The sequence below is a fragment of the uncultured Porphyromonas sp. genome (genome assembly GCF_947254915.1).
GTDB lineage: Bacteria > Bacteroidota > Bacteroidia > Bacteroidales > Porphyromonadaceae > Porphyromonas.
Genome location: NZ_CAMYEZ010000063.1, coordinates 1 through 11,994, shown reverse-complemented (window position 1 = coordinate 11,994; position 11,994 = coordinate 1). Strand labels below are relative to the sequence as shown.

Genomic DNA, 11,994 nt, shown 5'->3' with positions numbered 1-11,994 from the left:
CTCATATACGAAAAATATTTGAGACCACCAAACTTACAGTTCTGTCATACACGTACGATAGTTCCAGCTTAGGAGAGGGATTTGCCAAGCTATTTCATACGTAACCAGCCTTTCGAACTGAAAGTGGAGAAGTGGGCGTTAGTCCATTATATTCTATTCAGTATCAAAGTTCTAATCCTCACATCTAGTCGAGAGTAACCCGACTTAAAGAGGTGAGGATGGTTGTTCCTTTCAGCGCAAAGGTACAGTAAAAATATTTTCTATGCAAGAGGGAGGCGAACCCTAGACTTCATAAATCAAGTACCCCTTGAGACGAATAATCCGCTGTAGAACTGCCTGGGAGTGCCTATTGAGAGAGCATGATTTGTGTCAAATTGGGGCGCATTATAGAGTCTTTTAGCGAGGATAGAGAGGCCCCGAGTATGCGTCCCTGCTACAGACTATTTATTGTCCTCACGGCTAGCTGCGAGCGTGACGCTGGCAGCTTCGATGATGCCAGCGATGGGTGGGATCGCTTTCTGGATGGTTATCTCGCAACTGTCGACCAACTTGTAGTTGGCTAGGATCTCTGTAAGTATCTGCCCAGCGACATACTCAAGGAGGTTGTCTCTCGAGTGGCCTATCTTGTCCGCTATCACATCGTAGAGGTCCGCGTAGCTCACGGCATCGGTCACATCATCGCTTTGGACCGCCTTGGTCGCATCGTAAGTAGCCGTGAGATTGACAATATATCTATTGCCCAGCACCTGCTCCTCGGGGAGTGCTCCTATATAGGAGTAGAAGTGTGCATTGACTATCCGGATGGTTGCTTTCATAGTTTGAGTTAATTCTAGGCTTTTGCTATTCGTGTCCTGTATTCATAACAGCCATCGGCTCTACGTGGACAATCACATGAGTGCGCTCACCGTAATGCTTCTTGAGTTTGTCCTCAATGCGGGTCGCCCGCTCGTGAGCGAGGATGACCGGCGTCTCGTCAGGCAGGTAAATATCTACCTCAATAGCGATGGAAGAGCCTAAGCTACGGGTATTGAGATTGTGCGGATGGTGCCCTGGGTACTCGGTCTCGATGATATCCAAGATCGTCTGCTGCTCCTCCTCGGAGAGACTATGCTCGGTGAGCTCCCGCCAAGGAGTAGAGATGAGCTGTGCCCCCGCCCAGACAATGAAGAGACTGACACCCGCACAAGCCACTTGGTCGAGGATAGCCCACTTATTGCCCAGCAAGGCTGCCCCCAAGACACCCACGAGGACAGCGATGGAGGAGTAAGCGTCCGTGCGATGGTGCCACGCATTGGCCAGTACAGTATTACTATGCACCCGCTCTGCGACACTCTTGGTGTAGCGAAAGAGCCACTCCTTCGACAGAACAGAGATAAAAGCTATGATAGCGGCCCAGAGCGAGGGTTTCTTAGGAATCACCCCAGAGGCAAAGAAGAGATAGATCGCCTCTCCACTCTTGAGCAACATGGAGATGCCGATTCCCATCAGCACGGTCGCTATGATGAGCGTAGCTATCGACTCATACTTGCCATATCCGTAGCGATACTTAGTATCTCTCGGCTTGCCTGCGATGCCCACAAAGAGCGTCACAACGATGTCGGTACAGAAGTCCGAGAGCGAGTGTACAGCATCTGCAATCAAGGCAACACTATGCCCGACGAAGCCCACTATGAGCTTGAGGAGCGTGAGTGCTACGTTGACCAAAGCACCCACCAGTGTGACCCGATAGATGATACGGGTGCGCTGGTTCGTATGTTGCTGTTGATTCATCAAGAGATCTGGCTTAGTCCTCGATGAGGATCTTACCACCGTACTTCTCGTGGAGGAGCGCAAGTCCACCTTCAGCCGTCTCCTTGTAGAGGCTCGGCAGGTCCTTGCCCGTCTGGTGCATCGCTGCGACCACCTGATCAAAGCTCACACGGTGACGACCATCGGTAAAGTTAGCATAAGTATTCGCATCCAGCGCACGACTAGCCGCAAAGGCATTGCGCTCGATACAGGGGATCTGCACCAGTCCGCAGACTGGATCACAAGTCAGTCCCAGGTGATGCTCCAAGCCCATCTCGGCCGCATACTCGATCTGATGGAGCGTCCCGCCGAAGAGCTGACTAGCCGCCGCAGCAGCCATAGCGCAGGCAACACCCACCTCGCCCTGACAGCCTACCTCCGCACCACTGATTGAGGCATTGGTACGCACCACATTGGCAAAAAGTCCAGCTGTCGCCAAGGCACGCAGGATACGTTCATCACGAAAGCTGCGCGTCTCCTGTAGGTAAAGGAGTACTGCTGGCATCACACCACACGAACCACAAGTAGGTGCCGTGACGACACGTCCGCCGGCAGCATTTTGCTCACTCACTGCCAAGGCGTAGGAGTAGACCATACCACGCGTCTTGACACTATCCTTGTAACTCAGAGACTTGACCAACGTGTCGGCCGCTTTACGGCGCAAGCGCAGACCACCTGGCAGGACACCCTCAGCAGCCAAGCCCTCATGGACACTCAGCTTCATCACCTCCCAGACCTCAGCGAGGTAGTCCCATATGTCGGGGCCCTCGCAGCGCTCTACGTACTCCCAATACGAGAGCCCCCGCTGATCCAGGTACTCTATAATATCAGCCATCGTGGAGAGTTCGTAGACAGGCGTGGTGACCTGCTCGTTGAAGCTCTCATTGGCGAGCGTACCGCCACCGATGCTGTAAACCTTAAATTCCTTAAGCTCCTTGCCCTCCTTGTCAAAAGCGACAAACCTCATCCCATTGGGGTGAAAGGTGAGCTCCACACGAGGCTCCCAGAGTATTGTCGTCGGGTGAACAGGGTTGAGCACAGAGAGTATCGCTTGGTCGGTCATATGCCCCTTGCCCGTAGCAGCAAGACTCCCATAGAGGGTCACCTCAATACGATCCACGGGCAACTCCTTAATCTGCGTCAGAAACATCTTCGAGGCTCTCATAGGAGCTATCGTATGGCTACTGCTCGGTCCGTGACCGATCTTATATATTTGCTTGATAGAGTCCATCATAGTTGTCAGGTGTGTAGTCTATTTAGCGGTCAAAGGTACAAAAAAGAGGTTAGACGCTAGAGGTTAGAGATTAGAGGGGACTCCGATAGCTCCGATCACTCTGATGGCTCTGATGGCTCCGATGGCTCCGATCTCTTCTCCCTCTAATCTCTAACCTCTAATCTTCCCCCTCCGAGGAAATCAAAAATTTCTTCGGAGTTTTTTTTTGTTTCTCCAGCGAGGAAATGAAAAACTCTTCGGAAGTTTCATTTCATTCTTCCGAACTTTCATTTCGTTCTTCCGAAGTTTTATTTCGACCCTCCGTGGAGAATTTTTGTTTGCTCCGTGGCGGATTCCGATTTCCTCGGAAGAAATCCAAATCTTCGCGAATTTTCAACAGTTTAGAGCACAGGATCCATATCGTTCCCGCCGTGGAACTCTTTTGAAACTCCTATATATAAAAAATCAGCACGCTACGAATTCGTGCGTGCTGACAGTTTGCATTCTTATGACAGTCTATTCGGCTACGCCTTAATGCTGGCGAGATACTGGCCGTAGGTGCTACCTCGTTGTTGATCGGCAGCGACTTGTAGCTGTGCGAGCGTGATCCAACCCTGATGAAAGGCGATCTCCTCTAGACAGGCTATCACCAGTCCCTGACGCTTCTGTATGACACTGACATAGTTGGTCGCCTCCATGAGCGCCTCATGAGTACCCGTATCAAGCCATGCGAAGCCACGTCCGAGGGATATGACGGAGAGTTGCTGTTGCTGCAGGTAGTAGTCATTGACCGCTGTAATCTCTAGCTCCCCACGCTCCGAGGGAGTGATGCTTTGCGCCACTTGGACCACATCATTAGGATAGAAGTAGAGCCCCACGACGGCTAGATTGCTCTTGGGGTGCTGAGGCTTCTCCTCTATGTCTGTAGGCTTGCCAGTATCATCTAGGCAAACGACCCCATAGCGCGTCGGATCAGAGACGGGATAGCCGAAGATGGTGGCGAGGCGATGCTGGGTGACGTTGTCACGAGCTGCAGCTAGTTGTGCTGCAAAGCTAGCTCCGTGAAAGAGGTTGTCTCCGAGTACCATACAGACGTCGTCTGAGCCGATGAACTCTCGTCCTATGATGAAGGCTTGCGCCAAGCCCTCGGGACGAGGCTGCTCGGCATACGTTAGCTCGATACCGTAAGCGGAGCCATCGCCTAGGAGGCGCTCGAAGCTCGACAGGTCTTGTGGCGTGCTGATGATCAGTATCTCACGAATGCCCGCTAGCATGAGCGTAGAGAGCGGATAGTAGATCATCGGCTTGTCGTAGACAGGGAGTAGCTGCTTGCTGACAGACTTAGTCAGTGGGTAGAGTCTGCTACCCGTACCGCCTGCTAGTATGATACCCTTCATAGAGTCATAGATTAAAGTGTAGAAACGTAGTGCCTGACCTCAGCAAGCGAAGCCTCCCGCTGTAGTACGACCCCATCTGACGAGATGACATATATGACTGGCGTGACAGCTAGGTCATAGAGCGACTCCTCGAGAAGACGCAGATCAGCATTGAAGGCGGGCGTACCAAAGGGTGGTAGCGCTGAGAGCCCTTGCTCCCACTCGCTACGCTCGTAGACGAGCGAGACGTAGAGTATATCTACCTTGCCAGCTTGATAAGCACGCTGTAACATCTGGTCGTGAGCCACCTCCTCTAGTAGATGCGTACAGCGGTCACAGCCTGGGGTGTAGAAGATGACCACCTTGGGCTTGCTACGTAGTGCGTAGAGCGTTGTATCGGCAAAGGTGTACCCCTCAGCAGCTGGCTGTGCCAGGGTGATGGCAAAGTCCGAGGCGGGCGTGCCGACTCGGTTTTGCGACACGACCGAGAGCATATCCTTGTAGACCACTTGATCCACATACTCTACCTGTGGTGCCGTGGTGGCCCACTGCAGGGCTTGGATATAGAGGTTGTGATTCTTCAGAGGTGATCCGCTCTCATAAAGGTACTTGGTGTAGAGCCTTAGCGCCTCGCTCAGTGCTTTGCCACGCATCAGCTTCAGCGGACGGAGTAGGTCCTCCTGGGTGACACTTCCTGCGGGCATATTGCTATATACATATAGGTAGTCTACAAGTCCCTGCTCCATAGCTGCGGAGTCAACGACCTGCTCCATAGCAGCCTCTGGCCAGCGGTCGAAGAAGTGCGTCAGGGCATACTGCGCCCTCTGTAGTGGCTCCAGCACATTCTCGGGGATCTCTACCATCGGATAGGGCTGCGCTGTCACGGTGCGGGTGTGCGTCGTGTCCACGACTTCGAAGGAAGCCTCCAGTGGTACTGGGGTCTGAGCATGTCGCTTGCCTGTAGCACTGCAGGAGAAGAGAGCTAAGGTGAGCAATAGGGTCGTAGAGACCAATTGTAGGAAGTGAGGCATATAGCTCTTGCTAGGAATGGGGTGGTAAGGGAGTAAAAAAGAAACGCATCACGCCCTGAGAGAAAGAGGTCAAGTGCGTGATGCGTTTGGGGAGGAGAGACTACTTCAGCGTACCTGCCTTAGCCTCTTCGATCATCTTCTGGCTAGGTAGGATGAAGACCTCTACACGACGGTTCTTGCGCTTACCCTCAGCGGTTGCGTTCGTGTCGACAGGCTCATGGCTACCACGTCCCTCGTACTTCATACGTGTAGAGGAGACACCCTGACCCTCAAGGAAGTCGCGTACGCTCTTAGCGCGATCACGTGAGAGCGGATCATTGATGCGATCATTGCCCGAGCTATCGGTGTGACCGATGATCTCTAGGACGGTATCATGGTTCTTATTTAGGTTGTCTGCGAACTTACGCAGATCATTGCGTGAAGAAGAGCTTAGCGTACTCGAGCTGGTGTTGAAGAGTAGACCGCTGTCGAAGACCACCTTGATAGCCTGTCCGTCATTGACGGACTCCACCTGTGTACCCTCGGGTAGTTGCTGCTCGAGCTCCTTCTTCTGCTTGTCCATACGGTTGCCGATGAGAGCACCAGCAGCACCGCCTACGACGGCGCCGATAGCAGCTCCAGCTCCTGTATTGCCTGCAACCTTGCCGATACCAGCACCAAGGCCAGCACCGACAGCTGTTCCAGCACCAGCACCGAGGAGTGTTTGATTTAGCTCTCCACAACTAGATAGGGAGAGAGCTACGGCTACGATGCCTGCTGTGATAGATAGTCTGTTCATAGTTTCTGTGATATTTGAATTGGTTAAATGTGTCGTTAGTATGTATGTGTCTAAGCTTTGACCTTATGCCTTACTACTGAAGTAACGCATAAACTGTGAGCGCATGTAGAACTCTTGGTCAGACTGCTTAGAGGCGTTGAGATTACCTCTAAACTCATCAATAGATCTGTATCCATGCTGAGTCATCCACTGTGTGAGCTCCTCAAGCATCTTCGTCAGATAGGATGCTCCGTGCTGATAAAGTGCGGAGACAACCTGTACGGAGCTAGCCCCGACGAGGAGACTCTTGACCACGCCAGCATAGTCCATGATGCCACCCGAGGCTGAGACAGCGAGCTGAGGGAGCTTGCCAGTGAGGAGCCCCGTATACTTCAGCGTGTTGTACAGTTCGTGGCCCGTCGAGATGACAGGTCCCTGGACGATCTCTAGGGTCTCTATATTGATATCGGTCTGCCAGCTCTTGTTAAAGCAGGTCAAGCCCTTGACACCGCTCTTGACCAGCTCCTGTGCTAGGTAAAGGATATTGGTAAAGCGGTCTGAAATCTTGAAGACGATGGGTATCTGGACGGTACGGGTGATCGAGATAGCTAGATCTACGAGCTCCTGCTCTAGGTCACTGCCACGCTGTGCGGGGTCTGTCTCAATGCGCATCACATTGAGCTCGAGCGCATCTGCGCCAGCCTCCTGTATGCTCTGGGCAAAAGCCTCCCACTCGCCACTGCGGTAGCAGTTGATGCTAGCAATAACAGGGATGTCAATAGCTTGCTTAGCCTCACGAATTAGGTCTAGATACTTCTCTATCTCATGCTGACGCGTGTAGTGTAGCATATAGTCCAGCCCCTCTGGATAAGAGGTGGCCATCTCAGCCTCAGCTTGTAGAGCCGTCGCTTCTATCTGCTCCTCAAAGAGCGACTTAAGTATGACTGCGCCTGCACCAGCCTGTGCTAACGCTTTAACCTGCTGGAGTGAGGCTGTAAGTCCCGAGCTGCCAGCTATGATTGGATTGCGGAGGGCGATGCCTCCGTAGTGTGATGTCAAGTCCACCATGCTATTCTTGCTATGTTACTACTCGCAAAGATACAAAATAAGCTTGATTGCGCCATCGTTTGGTCAATTCAAAAAGTTGTCGTACCTTTGCATCACCAAAACGCAGAAAAGACGGTGCCATAGCTCAGTTGGTAGAGCAAAGGACTGAAAATCCTTGTGTCCCCGGTTCGATTCCTGGTGGCACCACTCTGATACGATTTTGAGACCTCGCATAAACCTATTGCGAGGTCTTTTTTTTGCACTTTTCGGCCAGCAGATCTACCTCCTGACGTGACCTCGCTAGTGAGACCGCGCTTTCTTTGTCGTGCCGTTGACTGAAGCTTTATAGGTGAGGTCTTGGGTAATCCGACATTTATCAGTACTTTTGTGAAAGCGTACTCTAATACTTGAACGATTAACTTATGACACATAGCATGCACTATAGTAGATGGGCTTGGCTGATCGCCCTGCTCTCGCTCTCCTTCGGAGTCATATATGCACAACACAGCGCTACACCTCAGCGGGTGACGGTCGCATTCTATAACCTGGAGAACCTCTTTGACACGATCAATCAGGAGAACAATGACGAGGAGTTTCTCCCCGAGGGAGCCAATCGCTGGACGCCCGAGCGCTACCAGCATAAGCTCCGCAACATGTCTCACGTGATCTCACTCATCGGTGGCAATGGTCCTGCAATCATTGGGGTGGCCGAAATAGAGAATAGAGGCGTCCTTGAGGATCTGATCGCCCAGGAGTCGCTACGAGACAAGCACTACAACATCGTACACTACGACTCGCCTGACCTACGAGGCATAGACTGTGCTATACTCTACCAACCAGATGTATACAAGGTCTTTGCATCAGGCGCTAGAGCTGTCAAGATACCTAACGAACCGTGGATCAAGACGAGAGATGTGGTCTACGCCTCGGGGCTCATCGATGGCGAGATCGTCCATGTCCTCGTGGGGCACTGGCCCTCACGTAGCGGTGGAGAAGCGGTCTCTCTAAATCGTCGTATGGCTGCAGCTAAGACGATGCGGAGCGTGGCGGACTCACTCTATACGCTCTTCCCTGGGAGCAAAGTGATCATGATGGGAGACTTCAACGATGACCCTATCAGCCCCAGTGTACGTGACGGACTAGGCATACAGAAGAGTCCTGATGGACTAAAGGCTTCGGACTACTACACCCCTATGCTACAACTATATAATAAAGGTATGGGGACACTCGCTTATCGTGACGTGTGGAATCTCTTTGACATCATTGCAGTCAATGGCGAGCTCATCGGTAGCAACCCCACAACTTGGCAACTATACCGTGACCCCGAGACGACCGATATGGGCTTTATCTTCAAGCAACCCTTTATGATCCAGCAGAGTGGTCAGTACAAGGGCTACACACTCCGCACTTTCGTCGGGGGGCAGTGGCAAGGGGGTTACTCAGACCACTTCCCCGTATATGTCTACCTAGTCAAGGGGATGGTAGCGAAGTAGCTCCACTCCTCTGTCGCAATAGACCTTATGTAGGTTCCTCGTAGCATGACCGAAGATGAACTGCAAGAGCAGATTATGAAGTCTGAGACACGTGCCGTTGCCTTTACGAAAGCGGTACAGATGTATCAGGAGAAGCTCTACTGGTTGATCCGCCGCATCGTCAGACAGCATAACGATGCGGACGATGTGCTACAGGAGACCTTTCTGAAGGCGTGGCAAAACCTTGGTTCGTTCAGAGGAGAGGCGAAGCTTTACACTTGGCTCTATCGGATCGCTCTCTTTGAAGCAATCAACTATAACAAAAAGAAGAAGCGCATCACGGACAACGAATACGCTGTCAGTGAAGATACTAGCTATCTCCTAGAGAGTGCCGTCGCTGACCCGTACTTTGATGGAGACAAGGGCGAGATGATCTTACAGCAAGCCCTCAACGCGCTTCCCCCGAAGCAGCGACAGGTCTTTGAGATGCGCTACTTTGACGAGATGCCTTACCGAGAGATGGCGGCCATAACAGGCACTTCCGAGGGAGCCCTCAAAGCTTCGTACCACCATGCTGTCAAGAAAATTCAGCAGTATGTCTCCGAGATGAATTAAACTTACCAAGCCCATCTGTATCCAATAAGGTGTAAGAGGAGACCTCTCTGCGAGGTCTCACTAGACTACACACATACGACATCTCATGCCTACACCTTCAGAAGATTTAACCCATCAGATTCCCCAACTATCGGAGCGACTAGCACATTATCGTGTGCCTGAGGGATACTTTGATGATCTATCCTCACGTATCCTATCGCAAATACCTCTTGATGAATCAGAAGATGGGAGGCGTAGCATCGGCACCTCTAGCACGCATCGGCGCTCTAGACTCTGGGTGAAACTACGCCCGTGGACTGCTGTCGCAGCAGCGTTGATCGCTGTGGTAGCTCTATGGGGCGTATGGCGGGGAGATGTCCAGGAGCCTCTTCAATCAAGCCACGAGGTAGCTAACTCAGCCTATGATCTCAGTGTGACCCCACTCACCGATGCTGAGTATGCAGATTACCTTTACGAGACTTGTGTAGATATCCTCCTGGATGACTACGCTATAGGAGAGACTATGGGGGCGCTCTCTGAGGATGAGATATAAACGATGACAACGCCTAGACACGATATGACACGACGCAAGCTTTACCACTTTCTATGGATCTTCTTTCCTATGCTACTCCTGCCCGACCTCGTTGTAGCGCAGCAGTATCGCAATGAGACAGACTGTCGTAAGAGAGAGGAGCTAGTCAAGCTACGCAAAGCGTTCTTCGCTCAGGAGCTAGGCCTCACAGCTGACGAGACGGCCTACCTAGATCGAATCCTACGAGAGGCAGACAAGAAGCGAATACCCCTATGGCGTGAGCTACGAGAGCAATATGAGCTGACGAAGAGTGAGACCCTCTCAGAGACTCAGGCGACTAAGTGCCTCCAGCGTGAGCAACAAATCAAGGCTCAGCTGGCAGAGATAGACGAGCAGACGATGACTGAGCTACGCAAGCAGATACCCGCACGTAAGCTGGTTAACTATCAGCAGGTACAGCGTGAGTTTGCTAGGAAGTATATCAAGCGTAGCCAGCTCTACCGCTTAGACCGACGGTAGCGTAGCCACTACAAGCGCCGTCGTGTGTATATTTACTCGCCTAGGCGCTTGTTTATTCAATTAAATGTCGTATCTTTGCACCACGATCGGCACGAGAAGGAAGCTTTCCGGTATCACGCCAATCATAAGCTTCGGGGTGTAGCGCAGTCCGGTTAGCGCACCTGCTTTGGGAGCAGGGGGTCCCAGGTTCGAATCCTGGTACCCCGACAAAGAAGCTAAAACGACAATAGAGTGGCTTTGGTCACTCTATTGTCGTTTTTACTAATAGCCTAATACCCCGAAGAGGGGTATCACAAGATTAGGTAGATGGCGACGGCAACGGGGAGCGGGCCATCAATGGTGTAGCGGACCCGTGAGTCGTAGTCGTAACGCTTGTCACCGCTATAGATGCGGGTGCCGTCCCACGTGGCGATGACTCGTGAGTCGTAGTCGTAGCGCTTATCACCGCTGTAGAGGCGGGTTCCGTCCCACGTGGCGAGGACTCGTGAGTCGTAGTCGTAGCGCTTATCACCGCTGTAGAGGCGGGTGCCGTCCCACGTGGCGAGGACTCGTGAGTCGTAGTCGTAGCGCTTGTCACCGCTGTAGAGGCGAGTGCCATCCCACGTGGCGATGACTCGTGAATCGTAGTCGTAGCGCTTATCACCGCTGTAGAGGCGAGTGCCGTCCCACGTGGCGATGACTCGTGAATCGTAGTCGTAGCGCTTGTCGCCACTGTAGATGTAAGTCTGAGCGGAGAGCGTCAGAAGGCTACTGAGGAGTAGGGTTAGGAGTAAGAAGATTTGCTTCATATTAAGGGTGCTAGATGTAGTCTTTCCACATTAGGCCGTGGTTTGAGATGCTTTCTGTGACTGCCCTTTTACGGTATACTTACTCTTTCTCGCGCTTGTATCTTCGATTGATGATCGGCAGGAGCAGGATAGCGATGACTCCCACGGATATAGTCCACAAGGTCTGTACGGCATGCACGATCAGTGCAAACTGCCCCGCCTCGGCTTCGCTCACCCCGAAGGCTGTAAGCGATATAATCACTGCGTAGTGCCACGGTCCTACTCCCGCAGGCGTAGGCACAACAATCATCAAGGTGGAGAGCGCAAAGGTGGCAAAAGCGACCCGATGCCCTAACTCAGCGGTGAAAGCAAAAGCGCCAAATGTGACGTAAAAGAAGTAGTAGTACACGATCCACAAGAGGAGCGTCAGCATGAGGAACTGGCTCCAAGCGCGCCACCCTCTCAGTGTTGACGCTGCCTGCAGGACAGAACGTAGCTTGCCTCTGACACGCTGTATGAAGTTACTCTTTCTAAAGCGATAAAGAACCAGCACAGTAACGAGTAGCACCCCGCCTGCGATGATCCATGCGGTGGCATAGTCTGACGAGAAGAGGCGCCCTACCCCACCTCCGAGCGATAGTCCCCGCGAAGCTAAGATCTGGGACACAGCTCCCGTCTGAAACAGCATCATAGCTACTAGGAGAGCCAAGACTATGAGCGCATCGGACAGACGATCCACTAGGAGCGTGCCGACCGTTGCCGAGAGCGCATAGTCCTCTCGTTGCTTCATCTCCGTACAGCGCCACACCTCGCCAGCACGTGGTATGACAAAGTTGACCGCATAGCTCCCGATTGTGATCAAGATCGGATTGATAGGACGGGCGGGCGGGTTGTAGAG

13 protein-coding genes and 2 tRNA genes are annotated in these 11,994 nt (G+C 52.4%); 6 read left to right on the top strand and 9 right to left on the bottom strand.

The window, feature by feature from the left end; all coding sequences use genetic code 11:
- Positions 1-440: 440 nt before the first annotated feature.
- From folB to Q0X57_RS05010, 7 genes are all read right to left on the bottom strand, one after another.
- Positions 441-815 (bottom strand): dihydroneopterin aldolase, encoded by a 375-nt coding sequence (gene folB / locus Q0X57_RS05040; RefSeq protein ID WP_297728547.1) that lies wholly within the window; start codon positions 813-815, stop codon positions 441-443.
- 25 nt (positions 816-840) lie between these two features.
- Positions 841-1,770 carry a cation diffusion facilitator family transporter gene (locus Q0X57_RS05035; RefSeq protein WP_297728544.1) on the bottom strand — a complete coding sequence of 310 codons (930 nt, stop codon included), beginning with the start codon at positions 1,768-1,770 and terminating at the stop codon, positions 841-843.
- Positions 1,771-1,783: 13 nt separating this feature from the next.
- Positions 1,784-3,019, bottom strand: a complete 1,236-nt coding sequence (locus Q0X57_RS05030; RefSeq protein WP_297728550.1) for an L-serine ammonia-lyase — start codon at positions 3,017-3,019, stop codon at positions 1,784-1,786.
- 506 nt (positions 3,020-3,525) lie between these two features.
- A complete protein-coding gene (gene rfbA, locus Q0X57_RS05025) occupies positions 3,526-4,398 on the bottom strand; it encodes a glucose-1-phosphate thymidylyltransferase RfbA (RefSeq protein WP_297728541.1) in 873 nt (290 codons plus the stop codon).
- 11 nt (positions 4,399-4,409) lie between these two features.
- Positions 4,410-5,408 carry a DUF5106 domain-containing protein gene (locus tag Q0X57_RS05020; RefSeq protein ID WP_297728538.1) on the bottom strand — a complete coding sequence of 333 codons (999 nt, stop codon included), beginning with the start codon at positions 5,406-5,408 and terminating at the stop codon, positions 4,410-4,412.
- 100 nt (positions 5,409-5,508) lie between these two features.
- The gene (locus tag Q0X57_RS05015; protein ID WP_297728535.1) at positions 5,509-6,186 is read right to left on the bottom strand and encodes an OmpA family protein; all 678 of its coding nucleotides are present in this window, start codon (positions 6,184-6,186) and stop codon (positions 5,509-5,511) included.
- A gap of 63 nt (positions 6,187-6,249) precedes the next feature.
- The gene (locus tag Q0X57_RS05010; RefSeq protein WP_297728532.1) at positions 6,250-7,233 is read right to left on the bottom strand and encodes a dihydroorotate dehydrogenase-like protein; all 984 of its coding nucleotides are present in this window, start codon (positions 7,231-7,233) and stop codon (positions 6,250-6,252) included.
- 113 nt (positions 7,234-7,346) lie between these two features.
- Here Q0X57_RS05010 and Q0X57_RS05005 point away from each other — a divergent pair.
- The 6 genes from Q0X57_RS05005 to Q0X57_RS04980 all read left to right on the top strand — a co-directional run bounded on the left by Q0X57_RS05005 (position 7,347) and on the right by Q0X57_RS04980 (position 10,536).
- Positions 7,347-7,419, top strand: a tRNA-Phe gene (locus Q0X57_RS05005).
- A 215-nt stretch (positions 7,420-7,634) separates the two neighbouring features.
- Positions 7,635-8,705, top strand: coding sequence for an endonuclease/exonuclease/phosphatase family protein (locus tag Q0X57_RS05000; RefSeq protein WP_297728529.1), 1,071 nt, complete (start codon positions 7,635-7,637; stop codon positions 8,703-8,705).
- Positions 8,706-8,750: 45 nt separating this feature from the next.
- The gene (locus Q0X57_RS04995; RefSeq protein WP_297728526.1) at positions 8,751-9,299 is read left to right on the top strand and encodes an RNA polymerase sigma factor; all 549 of its coding nucleotides are present in this window, start codon (positions 8,751-8,753) and stop codon (positions 9,297-9,299) included.
- Positions 9,300-9,384: 85 nt separating this feature from the next.
- Positions 9,385-9,831: a hypothetical protein gene (locus Q0X57_RS04990; RefSeq protein WP_297728523.1), complete on the top strand. Its 447-nt coding sequence runs from the start codon at positions 9,385-9,387 to the stop codon at positions 9,829-9,831.
- A 24-nt stretch (positions 9,832-9,855) separates the two neighbouring features.
- Complete coding sequence (locus tag Q0X57_RS04985) at positions 9,856-10,329, top strand: hypothetical protein (RefSeq protein WP_297728520.1); 474 nt, start codon at positions 9,856-9,858, stop codon at positions 10,327-10,329.
- A 132-nt stretch (positions 10,330-10,461) separates the two neighbouring features.
- Positions 10,462-10,536, top strand: a tRNA-Pro gene (locus Q0X57_RS04980).
- Positions 10,537-10,619: 83 nt separating this feature from the next.
- Here the strand turns inward: Q0X57_RS04980 and Q0X57_RS04975 are convergent.
- Together Q0X57_RS04975 and Q0X57_RS04970 are read right to left on the bottom strand one after the other, a co-directional pair.
- A complete protein-coding gene (locus Q0X57_RS04975) occupies positions 10,620-11,117 on the bottom strand; it encodes a hypothetical protein (protein WP_297728517.1) in 498 nt (165 codons plus the stop codon).
- Between the two features lie 79 nt (positions 11,118-11,196).
- Positions 11,197-11,994 (bottom strand): lysylphosphatidylglycerol synthase transmembrane domain-containing protein (locus Q0X57_RS04970; RefSeq protein ID WP_297728514.1); only part of this gene is annotated, 798 nt, incomplete at its 5' end.